The organism is Emticicia sp. W12TSBA100-4, from assembly GCF_040253585.1.
In the GTDB taxonomy this organism is placed as follows: Bacteria; Bacteroidota; Bacteroidia; order Cytophagales; family Spirosomataceae; genus Emticicia.
Genome location: NZ_JBELAU010000003.1, coordinates 101,918 through 117,500, shown reverse-complemented (window position 1 = coordinate 117,500; position 15,583 = coordinate 101,918). Strand labels below are relative to the sequence as shown.

Annotated in this window: 13 protein-coding genes (1 of these 13 only partly in view); 4 read left to right on the top strand and 9 right to left on the bottom strand. The window is 34.6% G+C overall.

Features of this window, described 5'->3' with window-relative positions:
* Nucleotides 1-52, bottom strand: partial view of an LTA synthase family protein gene (locus ABR854_RS04535; RefSeq protein ID WP_350264176.1) — the beginning only. The gene continues 1,622 nt to the left of window position 1, outside the view; only the first 52 of its 1,674 coding nucleotides appear in the window; its start codon is at nucleotides 50-52; its stop codon lies off the left edge, out of view.
* A 446-nt stretch (nucleotides 53-498) separates the two neighbouring features.
* Between ABR854_RS04535 and ABR854_RS04530 the strand changes: the two genes are divergently transcribed.
* The 3 genes from ABR854_RS04530 to ABR854_RS04520 are packed head-to-tail and all read left to right on the top strand — an operon-like array spanning nucleotide 499 to nucleotide 5,785.
* On the top strand, nucleotides 499-2,691 hold the full coding sequence (locus ABR854_RS04530; RefSeq protein ID WP_350264175.1) for a glutamine synthetase III family protein: 2,193 nt from the start codon (nucleotides 499-501) through the stop codon (nucleotides 2,689-2,691).
* A gap of 16 nt (nucleotides 2,692-2,707) precedes the next feature.
* Nucleotides 2,708-4,762 (top strand): sialate O-acetylesterase, encoded by a 2,055-nt coding sequence (locus tag ABR854_RS04525; RefSeq protein WP_350264174.1) that lies wholly within the window; start codon nucleotides 2,708-2,710, stop codon nucleotides 4,760-4,762.
* Nucleotides 4,763-4,789: 27 nt separating this feature from the next.
* The gene (locus ABR854_RS04520) at nucleotides 4,790-5,785 is read left to right on the top strand and encodes a hypothetical protein (RefSeq protein ID WP_350264173.1); all 996 of its coding nucleotides are present in this window, start codon (nucleotides 4,790-4,792) and stop codon (nucleotides 5,783-5,785) included.
* Here the strand turns inward: ABR854_RS04520 and ABR854_RS04515 are convergent.
* From ABR854_RS04515 to ispG, 6 genes are all read right to left on the bottom strand, one after another.
* Nucleotides 5,775-8,258, bottom strand: coding sequence for a DUF5686 and carboxypeptidase-like regulatory domain-containing protein (locus ABR854_RS04515; protein WP_350264172.1), 2,484 nt, complete (start codon nucleotides 8,256-8,258; stop codon nucleotides 5,775-5,777). The genes ABR854_RS04520 and ABR854_RS04515 overlap by 11 nt on opposite strands.
* A gap of 119 nt (nucleotides 8,259-8,377) precedes the next feature.
* Nucleotides 8,378-8,797 (bottom strand): gamma-glutamylcyclotransferase family protein, encoded by a 420-nt coding sequence (locus ABR854_RS04510; RefSeq protein ID WP_350264170.1) that lies wholly within the window; start codon nucleotides 8,795-8,797, stop codon nucleotides 8,378-8,380.
* Nucleotides 8,790-9,356 carry a tetratricopeptide repeat protein gene (locus ABR854_RS04505; RefSeq protein ID WP_350264169.1) on the bottom strand — a complete coding sequence of 189 codons (567 nt, stop codon included), beginning with the start codon at nucleotides 9,354-9,356 and terminating at the stop codon, nucleotides 8,790-8,792. Before ABR854_RS04505 ends, ABR854_RS04510 begins: the two co-directional genes overlap by 8 nt.
* Nucleotides 9,357-9,360: 4 nt before the next feature.
* The gene (locus ABR854_RS04500) at nucleotides 9,361-9,711 is read right to left on the bottom strand and encodes an MmcQ/YjbR family DNA-binding protein (protein WP_350264168.1); all 351 of its coding nucleotides are present in this window, start codon (nucleotides 9,709-9,711) and stop codon (nucleotides 9,361-9,363) included.
* An 80-nt stretch (nucleotides 9,712-9,791) separates the two neighbouring features.
* Nucleotides 9,792-9,986: a DUF6728 family protein gene (locus tag ABR854_RS04495; RefSeq protein WP_481778417.1), complete on the bottom strand. Its 195-nt coding sequence runs from the start codon at nucleotides 9,984-9,986 to the stop codon at nucleotides 9,792-9,794.
* Nucleotides 9,987-10,033: 47 nt separating this feature from the next.
* Nucleotides 10,034-12,031, bottom strand: a complete 1,998-nt coding sequence (gene ispG, locus ABR854_RS04490) for a (E)-4-hydroxy-3-methylbut-2-enyl-diphosphate synthase (protein ID WP_350264166.1) — start codon at nucleotides 12,029-12,031, stop codon at nucleotides 10,034-10,036.
* A gap of 183 nt (nucleotides 12,032-12,214) precedes the next feature.
* Between ispG and ABR854_RS04485 the strand changes: the two genes are divergently transcribed.
* Nucleotides 12,215-12,826, top strand: coding sequence for a 7-carboxy-7-deazaguanine synthase QueE (locus ABR854_RS04485; RefSeq protein WP_350264165.1), 612 nt, complete (start codon nucleotides 12,215-12,217; stop codon nucleotides 12,824-12,826).
* A 73-nt stretch (nucleotides 12,827-12,899) separates the two neighbouring features.
* Here ABR854_RS04485 and ABR854_RS04480 read toward each other — a convergent pair whose 3' ends face one another.
* Together ABR854_RS04480 and ABR854_RS04475 are read right to left on the bottom strand one after the other, a co-directional pair.
* Complete coding sequence (locus ABR854_RS04480) at nucleotides 12,900-14,018, bottom strand: NAD(P)/FAD-dependent oxidoreductase (protein WP_350264164.1); 1,119 nt, start codon at nucleotides 14,016-14,018, stop codon at nucleotides 12,900-12,902.
* 3 nt (nucleotides 14,019-14,021) lie between these two features.
* Nucleotides 14,022-15,515, bottom strand: coding sequence for a vanadium-dependent haloperoxidase (locus ABR854_RS04475; RefSeq protein WP_350264163.1), 1,494 nt, complete (start codon nucleotides 15,513-15,515; stop codon nucleotides 14,022-14,024).
* Nucleotides 15,516-15,583: the final 68 nt, after the last annotated feature.

Below are 15,583 nucleotides of genomic sequence, written 5' to 3'. Positions count from 1 at the left end.
AATTTGAAATACTTACTAAGATAAAAGGAATAACCGATAAGTATCCAGACATGGAAAAATCCATTCTGATTCCATTCCAAAATATCCCCCAAACAGTCTCCAACGTTAATAACTTCGTATCTTCTATGTGGTAACTCAAAAAAATCACTCTTGCCGATAGGAAGTATATCACCCAAAAGCAAAAATAAATTAGTAGAAATTGTAAGCGTTCTTTCATTAAATTGTTTGATTTGCTTAATTTAGCCCAAATATAAGATAAGAAATGATATTTTGGAATTTACGCATTACGATTTACAAATTACTAATACAATAACTGCCTTATAATCAAACACTTAATAACATTAACTTATTCTTTTATTTGTCACGTAACACAAGCTTATTTAATTTTTTTAGAATATTAATTACAAAAAAAATATTACAAATTCAAATCAACATTTCGCAAGATAGATATATTCCACCTCTAACAGAAAATAATATTATTCGTAAACTTTCAAAAAAATGGCAAGATTAAGATTTAAAGCAGTCGAAGAAGCACAAAACAGAACTGCAACCAAAGTAGATATTCCAACAGGAAAAGTAACCGATTTTTACGGTTCAAATATTTTTAATGACGAAGTAATGCGTGCCATGCTTTCGCCAGAAGCATATATGAAAGTAACGGTTGCCATTAAAAGTGGTGATAAAATCGACCGTGAAATTGCTGATGAAGTGGCAGCTGCCATGAAATCATGGGCAGTTTCTAAGGGTGCTACGCATTATACACATTGGTTTCAGCCACTAACGGGTGGTTCGGCCGAAAAACACGATGCTTTTTTTGACATAAACTTAGATGGAAAAGCAGTCGAAAAATTCAAAGGCAGTGCCTTAACGCAACAAGAACCAGATGCTTCATCGTTTCCGAATGGTGGCATCAGAGCGACATTCGAAGCTCGTGGATACACAGCTTGGGACCCAACTTCGCCCGCATTTATTATGTATAATGAAGCAGGAACTGGCACACTTTGTATTCCTTCGATTTTTGTTTCTTATACGGGTGAACTCTTGGATTCAAAATCTCCATTACTAAAATCGCTTCATGCTCTTGATAAAGCAGCTACTGAAGTAGCAATTATTTTCGATCGCCACGTTGAGAAAGTTTCGGCAACTCTCGGAGCTGAACAAGAATATTTTTTAGTTGATAAGTCATTATTCAATGCTCGCCCTGATTTAATGATGTCTGGACGTACCGTTTTTGGGCATCCGCCAGCAAAAGGTCAGCAACTTGATGACCACTATTTTGGTTCGATTCCGCCACGTGTGAATGCCTTTATGGTTGATTTTGAATTTGAAGCATTGAAATTGGGTATTCCAGTTCGTACTCGCCATAATGAGGTCGCTCCTGCTCAATTTGAGGTTGCTCCAACTTTTGAAGAAGTAAATCTCGCCTGCGACCACAATATTTTGTTAATGGATTTGATGCGAAAAATTGCCAGAAAACACAATTTCGAGGTACTTTTTCACGAAAAACCCTTTGCAGGAATCAACGGAAGCGGCAAGCATAACAACTGGTCTCTTGGAACAGATACAGGTGTAAACTTATTAAGTCCAAGTACAAAACCAAAGGAAAGTTTGCGTTTTGTGACATTTTTGGTAAACGTTGTAAAAGCTGTACACGACAATGCTGATTTACTACGTGCAAGTATCGCCTCTGCTGGTAACGAACATCGTTTGGGGGCAAACGAAGCTCCACCAGCCATCATTTCAATTTTCTTGGGTACCCAAATGACCAAAGTTTTGAACGACCTCGAAAACAAAGAAATTGTTTCTATTGAAAAAGGTGAAAATGCTTATATTAAACTTGGTTTGAATCGAATTCCTTCAATTTTGCTTGATAACACAGACCGTAATCGTACTTCACCGTTTGCTTTTACAGGCAATAAGTTTGAATATCGTGCAGTTGGTGGCTCAGCCAACTCAGCTCAACCGATGATGATTCTAAACACAATCGTAGCTAATCAACTTGAAAAATTCAGGGCAGATTACGATGCAGAAATGAATGACCATGAAGGTAAAAAAGAAGAAGTTATTGTAAAAATCCTTAAAGGTTATATCAAAGAAAGTAAAAAGATTTTGTTTGAAGGAAATGGTTACGGCGATGAATGGAAAGTAGAAGCCGCCAGACGTGGTTTATCAAATATTGCCAGTACACCAGAAGCTCTCAAAGCATATTTGAACAAAGATTTTATTGAGATTTTTGAACGTTTGGGTGTTTTGACTGAAAGAGAATTTCACGCCCGATATGAAATTGAATTAGAAAACTATATCAAGAAAATTCAAATAGAATCTCGCTTAATTGGAGATTTAGCAATGAATCACGTAGTTTCCACGGCAGTCAAATACCAAACACGACTTGTTCAAACAGCTAAGGCACTCAAAGATATGGAGTTGATAAACGAAGCTGAACCAGTAATCAATATCATCAAAGAAATATCTGAGCGAGTAACAATCATTTCAAAATTAGTCCATGATATGACAGAGGCTCGCAAACGAATCAACAACATTGATGATATTGAAGAACATGCCAAACTTTATGGAAATGAAGTAAAAAGATACTTTGAAGAAATCAGATACCACGTTGACAAACTGGAGATTTTGATTGATGACGAAGATTGGCCACTTGTCAAATACAGAGAATTGTTGTATATTCGATAATAATTCCCAAATTCTTATGATTCATAGACTTTTTATAAAAAAACACCAAGTAAACAAAACTTCACGCCGAAGCACTATACTTGGTGTTTTTTTCTTGCTTTTTTTCTTACATTCCCAAGGTCAAGTTTTTGTGGTTTTTGATAAATTTCCAAAAGAAGCACAGTTGATTCAAAGAGATGATTTGAACAAAGCGTCAGTAGCAATTGAAGGAAAAGTTTATACCGAAAATCAAACAGATATTTCTCTCATTGTGTACAAAAACAAAAGCCCATTTTTCTACAAAAAACAAAAGTTACAATACGCTAATCAACCTTCTACTGCTGCATTCTCTTTTTCACCCATTATCAACGCCGAACTTTCGGAATATGACTTTAAAGTGTATTCTATTAGAAATAAAGACTCAGTTTTAGTTAAAGAAATTCATGAGGTTGTCTGTGGAGATAACATTATTGTTTATGGCCAGTCGAATGCACTTGCAAATCCAGAAGAAGAAATCAGTAAGTTTAATGATGAATTTCGTTATGGTAGAACTGCCCTGACTAACTTTGAGAAAAATGAATTTGTGTGGGTAATCTCAAAAAAATGGAATTCGTGGAGTGCTGGTCTGATTGGTTTAGAAATCCAGAAGCAACTAATCAGTAAATATAAAATTCCGATTGGTATCATTAATGGCTCCGAAGGAAATAAAAGCATTGATGATTTGAGCAATAGAGATGTGAATAATCATGCTAATATTTCTACAATTTATGGCCGTTTGCTCAAACGAAGCAAAGAACTTGGCTTGGATAAAACGGTAAGAATATTGGTTTGGAGACAAGGAGAAAGTGAAGCGATTGACCCAAACTACAAAAATGATTATGATAAGAAGTTTGATAAATTTAGGAAACAGTTGTATGAAGATTATCCCAACTTAAAAAAAATATACACTTTTCAAAATAACATCTACTTTGGTGGGAATGATTTCGCTGGGAATCTGCGGGAATACCAACGCACAATCAAAAGCCTTTATAATGATTGCGAAGTTGTATCGACATTTGGAACTACTACTTTTGATGGATTGCACTACAAATTGGAGGGTTATCTTCAAAATGGAAATGATGCTTCAAGATTAATTGCAAGGGATTTTCTTGGAAGTACTGAAAATGCAGAAATACAATCGCCAAACATCAAATCAGCATATTTTACAGAAAAGAGAGACAGTTTAATTTTAGAGTTCGATAAAAATCAGAAAATGGTTTTTCCAAAAGACGAGCCTAAAAAGAATGAAAATCTGCCATCTATCAATGCCAAAGATTATATTTATTTAGATGGAAAGGCTGGAATGGTTGAAAGTGGTGTTGGAGTTGACAATTACATTATTTTAAAACTAAAAAATCCTTCTGAAGCAAAAAAAATTACTTACACACCAGATAGATATACGACTGATTTTGTTACACTCCTTCCTGGAATTACGCAAATAAAAAATTCTAAAGGACTAATGGCATTGACCTTTAAAGATTTTGCCATAACAAATCCAAATAAAAATATAGTTATAAGTTTGATTGGTGAATGGGATACTATATCCAACAAAAGAGTTATTCTAAACTGGCAAAATCCTCAAGGGCTACACAACACTTATGTCATCGAAAAAGCACAAAATCAACCAAATGTATTCTACGAAATTGGGGAAGTTAAAGGAACAACTTTCACTGATAATAAAGTAAAAAAAGGAGTTAAATACTTTTATAGAATTAGGGTTAAAGAAAATAATTCTTACTCGCCTTATAGCAATATAACCGAAGTTTCGTATCAATTCCAAGTAGAAAATCAGGTCATTGAAATTACAAATGATGATATAAATCTTTATCCTAATCCTGTTGTCAAAAATAGTATACTGAATCTTTCTCCTTTGTTTGATATGCCGATTATTAGAATCAGAATCACTAATAATCAAGGTAAGACGGTTTATAATAAACAAAATCTGGATTCAGAGATTACTATTCAAACAAAGGATTTGGCTGAGGGGCAATATATTATTGAAGCCATTTTAGAGGATAATACAAAATTAATTAAGAAATTTGTTGTTCAATAAGTCAATAAACCACAATACTATTTTTGGATGTTACGTAAATTTTCGAAAAAACTTTGTCTTTTCCTTAGTCCACTCATTGTACTTATCATCGGGTATCTCATAACTGACCCTTTCAAAATTATCAGAACTTATGAGGCTTATCCTGATAACTTTGCCAAAAGTTTGAATCGTGACCGCATTTCAACCCAAATTTTTTTAAATAACAATCAACAATTCAAGTATAAATCCTTCATATTTGGAAGTTCACGGTCAAGTGTTTTTTATGCACGGGAATGGGGAAAGCATATCAATGACACTAATCCATATCATTTTGATGCTTCGTGTGAAACAATTTCGGGAGTTGCTACTAAACTTAAATATATAGAAGAAAAAGGCAATAAAATTGAAAATGTACTTTTTGTTTTTGACCGAAGCTTATTCAATTACGAACAAGATACTCTTGGAAGCGTTTTCGTACAAGATTATCGTGTAAGTGGACTGGATTGGTGGAAATATCACACAATTTTTGTTAATACTTATTTCTCGAAAGGCTTTTTTATAGCTTTTTATGATAACCTCATAACAGGAAATTTCAGAAATTACATGCGTCAGTTTTTGGAGTTTAGAAAAATAAACTACACTCCTGTGGTGAATGACTTTATTTTTACAAGTTATATAGAGCAGATAAAAAAAGATTCAGTAGGCTATTATAATCAGCCCGACTTCTTCTACACAAGAAGTAAAGAGAAAAACTTGCCTTTACCTGCTATCAAAGCTTACCAATTGAAGTATCTGGCAATGATCAAGAAAAGCTTGAAGAAAAATAACACAAAATTCAAGATTGTCTTAGGCCCAACTTATGACCAACATTATTTCAACCAACAAGATTTACAAACGCTCATCAAGTATTTTGGCAAAGAAAATATCTACGATTTTTCAGGAATCAATGAATATACAGAAAATATAGCCAATTACTACGAAATATATCATTATAAGCCTTCAGTAGCAAATGATATAATGAATAAAATTTATGCTACAAAGTAAGTTCTAAAGTAAATTTTACACCAAATTTTCTAACATTCGGCATATCAGTATATGTCAAACGGTGCATTGCTTCTACTCTAAGCACCTTAAAAATATTATTTATTCCATAACCCAATTCAACATATGGCTGGGTTCCAAGACTGCTAAATGGCATCGAATCATCAGAGGGGTTCATTTGTTGATTCTTTTCGGATAGCTGTCCAAGTAAGAATTTGCCAGTCGTAAAAGTTCTCCATTTTAACTTTTTTATCAACGGTACACGATTAAAAAATAAACCTTCAAAATCATGTGTATATCTGGCCGAAGCATAACGGTCACTTATAAATTCAAAGTTATTCATTAAATTGAATGAATTTCCAACAATAAAAATACTTTCATTGCCCAAGTGACTTTTAAGTAAAGGATATGGCACTGTGCCAAAAATTGCACCAACCTCTGCTTTATAATAGGTTTTACCTAAGTACCCTAAATTTAGCGTGTGGCTATATTTTGCCATTAATTTGTGGTAATTAAAATCGCTATTAAATATATTTCTTGCACCAAAGGCATACCTTAAAGTAATTGTTGGTGATTTTGTAGTGCCAAAACTTAGTCTTTCATTATCATTCACAATCGCCAGTTCATCACGAGCAAAAGTGACTTCTGACAGAAATTCTGATGTATTAAAATTTGTAATCAGTGGTGATGCTTCTCCAAGAGTTGGTTTTTCACGGTATGAAAAATCGTAAAGTGGGTCAAAGCTTCTTGTTCTAAAGCCCAAAGTCGTAAAAACGCCCTTAGATACCTCTCTCTGAAACTGAAAACGGTTTTCGGTTTCATAAAATGGTCGCATTAAAGTACCAAATCTCATATAAGCCGAAAAAATAGCTCCTAATCCTAAATCTTCATGACGTAAACCTACTTGTTCAATATCATTGGTATATTTATAACTTAATGTTGTCCATGGTTTTCTTGAAATAATTCGAGTCACTTCTCCACCCATTTTCCATGCTTCATCTTTTGTTCCATAAGCTAAATATCCTTGCAAAACCCATTTTCGACTGAACTCAAAATTAGTGCGTAAACCCAAACGCATTCTTACCCCTTCAACATCATTGATTGCTCCAGAATAAACTAAAGGGCCAAGCTCTATACCAGTATATATCTTTTTATAACCACTCGAAAAAAGTAATGCTAAATTGGTGTATCTTCTTACAATTGGCACATTTTTAATAGTGTCAATCATGGCATAAGCCATTTGTTCTTTTTCAGAAAACGGTTCAGGACGTACTTTTTGCCAGAAAGAACTATCATTTTCCTTAAAATCAGGTGCGATTTCGATGCCATTATCAAAAAACTTAGCTTCTTTTACTTTATCAGCTTCAATATCCTGATTATAATTCGTAAACTTCAGAAGCATTCCTGCCGAGTTTTTGGTCAATTCATTTACATCAACCAAAATTCGATTTTTTACAGGAAACCATACTTTACCAACGGGTTCAAGTTCTTGTTGAATTTTTATGCGTTCAACAAAATTCAAGTTGGCATCTTTCGTAATTGTAGCATCAATTTGAGCAATAGCCCATGATTCTTTATCAATCCAAATTGAGCCAGCAAAAGCCAAATCTTGCTTTCTTTTTGGTGTAAAATCAATTTTATAACAAAAATTATCACCAAAATAAGTACTATCGGCCAAATAATAATCGTAGATAAATTTCCAATCATCAGCAATCGGAGAGGCAAAGTTTTTATCCAAAACATTTACTTGATTGGTATAAAAATTATACTGCTGAAAAGAAGAACCAATTAATTGAGAAGTCAGACTTCCATCTGTAACTCCTACTCCTTTAATGTTGGTTTTTTCAATAACTTCTTTTGAAAGCCGAGGATTATTACGGTAATAATAATGCGAAACCGACTCAGAAATAAATGATGGTATCAAAACTTTGCCGTCATCATCAGTTAGTGTTCCAATTTCTTCAATAGCTTTATTTACTTTTTGAGTAATTCTCCTTTCTCGTAATTTTTCGCTGATTTTATTAAAATCCACTTCTATTTTATTGTAAGACTTATAATCAAACCCATCAATTTTCTTATAATTGTTTTCAGATTTGGCCGCAACTGCTTTTCTGATAATTCGATGAGCTGGATTTTCGCCAGCATAGACCTTTACTTCTTGTAAAAGGATTTCGGAAGGTTTAAGCTGAATAAAAATAGTTTGAGAAAGCGAATCTTTTGAAATAAAAAATGATTTTGAGAAATAACCGAGGCAGCTTACAAGCAGAGAGTCAGCAGGGATAGCACCGAGTTGAAACTGGAAATTGCCTTCAAAATCAGTATTTTTTCCGAGTGAAGTATTTTTTATATTTATCGAAGCAAAAGGTACAGGGTCTTGTGTAACAGCATCAACTACTTTACCTTTTATGAGATAAACATTTTGTGCGAGAGAAAATTGGGCTATAAATATAAAGAATACTATGTAAAATCTTTTCATTAATTTGTGCAAGTTCAACCGTAAAGTTTACTAACTGTCATTTAATTCAAAACGTAATTAGTAGAAGAAACGTTGCTTAATGCAAAGAAAAACACGCAAAAATCATATCAATTCATCGTTTATTTATGATATTCGTTTAGGAAATCACCTTTTGGCATAAACTCCAAATCATCAACTGGCTGATTGAAATAGTAAACCCAAGCATCGTAGGTTTTACCATCATTTTTAAGCTCTACTTTGGCTTTTTTTCTTACGTATTCCGAATGTGCAGGGTCCATCGGATTATACTCTTCGTATTTATCCAAAAACCCAAAGAGTTCATCTGGTTCACGTAGTTTATATAATTCACCCTTAACGCAATATTTTTCACCTTTCTCGCAAGGCACTATGCCTGGGTAGTAATCAACCATGTACATTTTACCGTCCATTTTAGCTTTGCCCATAAACTCAGCATGCTTATTTACCCAAGCATGTGAATCATTGTCGCCGTAGTCGCTTAAAAGCGTTCCATACACAAAAAGATACTCATTCTCAGTCATTGCCGTACTTAGAAATATTTCGAATATTTCCGATAAATAATGTTTTTAAAAGTATTGTAGATTGGTTATCGCCCAAACTTGAAGCAATTTTAAGATTTTTTTCGGCACTTTCAAAATCTCCTCCCCTAAATTCTAATTCCCCAATAAATCTTATGACGTCAGCATTTTTACCAAGAAACATTCGAGAGGCTCTTTTTAGTTCAAAAAGTGCGGTTTTATAGTCTTCGAGCATATAGAAACAATTTGCCTTCTGCAAATAAGCTTCGGCAATCGAATTATCTATGCGTAAAGTTTTTTCAAAATCGTTGAGGGCTGCCTCCCAGTTCTCAAAATAATAGTGGCATTTTGCTCGATAAAAATAGGCGGTTGCTGACTTGGGATATTCGCTGACTACTTTATCGAAATAACGGAAGGCCTTTACGCAGTCTTCTTGGTTGAACAATTCAATTCCTTCCTGAAAAAGTGATTCATCTCTTTCTTGGTCAGAAATATCATTCCCCAGTCTGATTCGCAAATAGATGTAAATCAAAAACGGTATGCCAATGAGCATTACCTCCATTTTCTTACAAATTTATAAGTTCTTCTTTGGTCTTTTTCGGCAAACTTTTTACCACAATTTCATAGGATTCATCAATCCATTCACGTAGAAGGGCATCTTTTACTCGGCCGTTGGTTTGCACCATATTCCAATGCTGTTTGTTCATGTGGTAAGCTGGCAAAACAGCATCATTTTCGGCTCTTAATTCTTGGTTTTTCTCGGGTAAATTTTTCAGACTGATTCTCTCAAAATCGAAACCAGTAAGAGCAAACATCTTTCCCATTACTTTATAAACAAGCGTATCTGGGCCGAAAGGTAATTCTTCGGTTACGCCCTTTTTTGACAAGCAATACTCTCTAAAATTCTCTAAATCCATCAGTAAATAGAAATTACGAATTATTCGATTTACGAATTACGAATGATTCTCCGTAACAAATATAGGTCAAGACTACTTTATTAACGAGTTGCACAACGTGTTACCATGATTATCAAACAAACCAAAAACATCAAAATTGATATTTTATTGATTCCGTGCATCATTTTTAAATTGAAACTGTGCGGATACTTGCCGTCCTTGTCTTTTTGAAAAATTCGGAAGAAATAACTAAAAACAGGCCCAATTGAAAAAAACTCTTTTATTTTATTAAGCATCATGATATAATTTTAATTGGTTTTCTATTCGATTTTAATATGATGAACTACTCTGCATATTCGAGCACCTCTTGCTCAAACCAACGACCATCTTCTTTTATCAACTCAATCAATTCATCAACTGCGTTATCGGCATGAACTGATTTTTTCATCACAGTCTGTCCACGATAAAGAGCAATTTTGTCCTTCCCAATGCCCACATAGCCATAATCTGCATCAGCCATTTCACCTGGGCCATTTACTATACACCCCATGATTCCAATTTTCACTCCTTTGAGGTGGTCAGTGCGTTTTCGTATCATAGCGGTTGTTTCTTGCAAATCAAATAAGGTTCGACCGCATGAAGGACAACTGATATATTCTGTTTTACTCATGCGAGTACGAGCAGCTTGCAAAATTCCGAACGATGTACTATTTACGGTTTTCAGTCTCTCAAGTTTTTCCTCTTTATTTTCCAAATTTGGTAAACCAACCATTATGCCGTCACCAAAACCTTCAATTAAAACTCCACCAAAATCAGTCGCAGCAAAAAGCTGAAAATCGCTTTCTGAAATTGCCTCGTAATCTTTACTTAAAATTACTGGATTTTTGATAGAAAACTTCAAAATCTGGAAATAAAAACTTCTCAATTCGACCATTGCTGCAGCATTTTTGGCTTTTGCAATGATAACCGCATTTTTGTATGATTTTATGTGTTCTACAAATGCTGGGGTTAAATCATCCAAACCTACTTCTACAAAATTGATTGTTTGATGTAATTGTTTCGCTGGATTGAAAAATTCTTCAACAGTAAACAATGGTAGCTTATTTTGTAAATCTGATTGTGCTTGCCAAACTTCGTAGTCAATAATTTCTTTCAAGCCATTTGGCAACATAAACGGCACAGTTTTCTTGCCCGAGTAAATATAGTCAGCTCCCAAATCGTTCATTCTCCACTTATCGGGCAAAGGCAAATAAAAATGTCCGATTGGTTTTAAATCATCATGAGCCTCAACATCAATTTTTGAGTAATCTGCAATAACTCTTGGAACATTCAAGGCTCCAAAATTACCAACTTCAAAAGTTTCTCTGCGGCTATAACTGTAAGGGTTAATTGGAGAAACTTCTGATCTTTGAATAAACTTATCTGCATCTGCTTTCGCTCTAAAATCGGCACTTTTTGTAATTAAGGAGCGAGCTACTGGAGCTTCAAACTCAGGGTCTTCTGTCAGACTTACACGAACTGTATCGCCTAAACCGTCTTCCAAGAGTGTCCCGATTCCCATTGAAGATTTTATTCTACCATCTTCACCTTCACCAGCTTCGGTCACACCCAAATGTAATGGATATGGTTTTAGCTTTTCTTCCTCCAATCTTTGCACCAAAAGTCGATAAGCCTGCACCATTACTTGTGGGTTCGATGATTTCATTGAAATAACTATATTAAAATAGTTTTCATCTTCACAAATACGCAAAAACTCTAAAGCAGACTCAACCATTCCGAGTGGCGTATCGCCATAGCGACTCAAAATTCGGTCAGAAAGAGAACCATGATTCGTACCAATTCGCATTGCTGTTCCGTATTCTTTACAAATTTTTACAAGTGGTAAAAATCGTTCTCTGATACGCTCTAATTCTACCTGATAGCTTTCTTCGGTATAGTCAATGACTTCAAAACGCTTTTTATCGGCATAATTTCCTGGGTTAATCCTTACTTTTTCTACAATTCGAGCAGCCAATTCTGCTGCATTTGGTGTAAAGTGAATATCAGCAACAAGAGGTGTATTATAGCCTCTTTTTCGCAATTCATTTTTTATATTTTCGAGATTCTGAGCTTCTTTTACACTCGGAGCTGTAATACGAACCAACTCACAACCGCTTTCAATCATGCGTATTGTTTGCTCAACCGAACCAATGGTGTCCATTGTGTCAATGGTTGTCATTGATTGCACTCGAATCGGATAATCTGAACCTAAATACAAATCACCAATCTTTACTTGGTTCGTGATTCTACGAGAATATTCAGTAAGCGAATTACAGTATTTTTTTTGCGATGCTGATAACATAAACAAGTTTTTATAACCCAAAAAGTCAAATTCGACTCCGTAGATTTATGCTGATTTTATTTGCAAATTTAGTTATGAATATAACTATTATTACGATAGAAAGGTTGAAAATTTGTCAACTATTCTTTTTGTAGTCGTATTTTGGTATTTTTTTGGTAATTTTGCAGATATTTTGATAATTGAATGATTGTTACTGAAAATAAATTACCTGTCATGGAGGCGTTTTACACGCTACAAGGCGAAGGTTTTCATACGGGAAGGGCAGCGTATTTTATTCGTTTGGGCGGATGCGATGTGGGTTGTGTCTGGTGTGATGTAAAAGAATCGTGGGATGCTTCTATTCATCCACAATTTACTGTCGGGCAAATTGTTGACGAAGCGAAGCAATTTAAGGGTAGATTGGCGGTAATTACGGGCGGAGAACCTTTAATGTATGATTTAGGTGAACTAACGAAGGCTTTAAAAGAAGCAGGTTTTCAGACAAATATTGAAACTTCTGGAGCTCATCCAATGTCAGGGCATTGGGATTGGGTTTGTTTTTCACCGAAAAAATTTAAAGAAGCCCACCCAAGTATTTTTGAGCAAGCTAACGAATTAAAAGTGATTGTGTATAATAAATCAGATTTTAAGTTTGCTGAAAAATATGCCAAACTCGTAAACAAAGACTGCCAGCTTTTGCTTCAACCAGAATGGAGTAAAAAAGACACTATGCAACCTTTGATTGTAGATTATATAAAAGAGAATCCAGAATGGCGAATAAGTTTGCAAACGCATAAGTATTTGGAAATACCGTAAGAATTTACGAATGACGAGTTTTAATAAGGGTAAACCAATTAAAATATAATCGTTGTTCGTAATTCTACATTCATCATTCCATTATCTTTCCATGCGTGGCTTTGATGATTGGCTTTAGCAGAAATGGTAGTTTTTTAAGCGTAGATATAGCCAAATTTGAGTTAAACTCATCACCGAAGAGTTTTTGAAGTTGACGGCCACGCCAAAGACGATTTTTGAAATTTTTATTCCATTCTTCCGTATAATTTCCTTCTAATTCTTCTCTGTTTATCTTTTTTTGCAGGAAATCACCAATTAATTTAGAAGCAATAACTCCCGCTCGAATAGCAATTGACATTCCGTTTCCGGCCAATGGGGTAATTAGCCCTGCGGTATCGCCTACCATCAAAATATTCTTATGAACAGCCGATTTTGGTGTAAAAATGATTTCATTGATGACAAGCGGACGATCGAATAAAAACTCAGCATTTTGAAAAATATCAGACAAAAACGGATTCTGACACATAATATCTAACTCCATTTCATGTACTCCTCCACTCTGTTTTACATTATTTCTATCAGAAAGATAACATAAACAATATTTATCATCTTCAATGGCCGAGATACCGCAGTAGCCTCCATTAAAATTATGGAGTGCTATTAAGTCTTTCGGAAAGTCGTATTTGATATGGTATTTTACACCTATAAATGCTTGCTTTTGTGCAGGAAATTGTCTGAATAATGATTTATCAAGTTTCCCTCTTTTCCCGTAAGAACCTATAACAACTTTTGTTTCAAAAGTCTGACTGGCGTTTGTTTCTACAAAAAAAGTTTCATTGATTTTTTGAATGTCATCAACAAAAGTATTTAGTAAAAAAGTCACACCTAAGCTTTTTGCAATTTTGTACAGTTCATTGTCAAGCGTGTAGCGACTTAAACCAAAACCACCCATTTGTAGGGTAGTTTCGAGACTTTTACCTTTAATTGATGTTAGTTGAAAACGATTGATGTTTGTAGCACCCAATAAAGTTAAATCTAAACCAATATCTTCTAAGAATGGCTTAACCTCGTTCGATACATATTCACCACAAACTTTGTTGAATGGATAAGCATATTTTTCAACGACAAGCACATTGTATTGTTTTTTTGCGAGTTGAATGGAAGAAATCAAGCCGCCAAGTCCACCGCCAACAATAATGACATCGTAATTCATATTTTATTTTTTATATCGAAGTGAAAGTGCATTTTTTCCAACGATTTTACCCAGCTCTTCGCCTTGCTCAATTCCATCTCTGAAATGAATTCCTCCATAAACCCTTGACATACTGCATTCTTTTGCTGCAGACCAAAATGAAGTAAAACTTTTAGGTGGTCCAACAAAATATTTTGAATAATCAATAAAACTTAAATTATCACCAATTTTTGAGGTAAGAACAGTTGCCATAGTAGAAGATTGTGCCGAATGTCCTGAAGGGAACTCAGGAAATGGAGGCGTAAGTAAAGCTGGTTCCCACTGATTATCAATGTATTTTTTGATGTATGCAATTGGACGAATCAAATTCTGTTGATATTTTATTCGCCAAGTAACAATAAAAGCATCACTAATAGCAATTGACAAATTACTAAATAATTCGGCTGCACTTGCCAAATCAACAGGTCTTTGCTTTAGAACTTGGGTCAAAATCGACATCGAATGTCCAGGTGCAGTATATGTAAAAGTAGCGGCATCGTCCCAAAAATTGGCAATTTGTAATTTCTCACTGTTGGGCACAACCTGCTTTGAAATATCATATACCTCTTTGGCCATTTTATAAAAAAGGGAGTTTGGGTATATCGAAAATTCGACTTTCGGTTTTATATCAATCTCTTCTTGATTTTTGGCAATAAAAGCACGATTCTCTCCCCATTTTGGGTGAAGTGGGCCTGTATTCTCTAAATCTGCCACACGATTTATTTCAAAGCATGATTGACAAATTGGTAATTTATAGGCCATATTATAAGTTCTAAGAAATGACTGATGCCCACCATCATTCTTGGAATATTCATAAATCCAAAAGGCAATTTTTGCACCATAAAGCTTTGATTTCTTCATGGCATCAGGCGAAAGTTGACGAGCAAAATGAGCATTGACCGAATCGTTGAGGGCATAAACTTTTTCCATCCATATATATGGAGCAGAAATAAAAAATTTGTCAACAAGCTTAAAAACTGCCGAATTCAAAGCAACCGCAGGATTGAAAAAGCGACCATCAATATTTAAGCTATCAGGACGATGAAATTCTTGTATTTGGTCAGAAAGTGAGATATTCTCTAAATTCGCAGGCAAAATAGATTCATAAGCGGCCAAGTTGATGTAAGCCATATTTCGTGAGGCAACATTGGGGCTATACCCTTGCGTCTGTTCGACTAATTCAAAAATCAACTCATGCCATTTTACCAACAAATCTGAATTTGAGTAATCATAAACTCTCGTCGGCTCAACTTTTGTCGGAGTAGGATTACCCACTTGAGTATTTTCAGTTATTGGTTCTTCTCCCAATTCATCAGCTTTTGCAGCCTTCTCGGTTTTTATAACTTTCTCGGGCAAAGCCTTTGGTTTTTCCTTCGTAGTAGTTGGTGGTGTAGTTTTTTTTGCAGGCGTAGATTTGGTCTGAGCTTGACAAAGTGAAATACTAAAAAAAATAAATATTAGGGACAGTATTTTACGCATATTAGAATTCTTTTTTTAGTTTAGCTAAAGTTTTGGGTATAAAAATCGCCATTTTTGAGCAATTATAA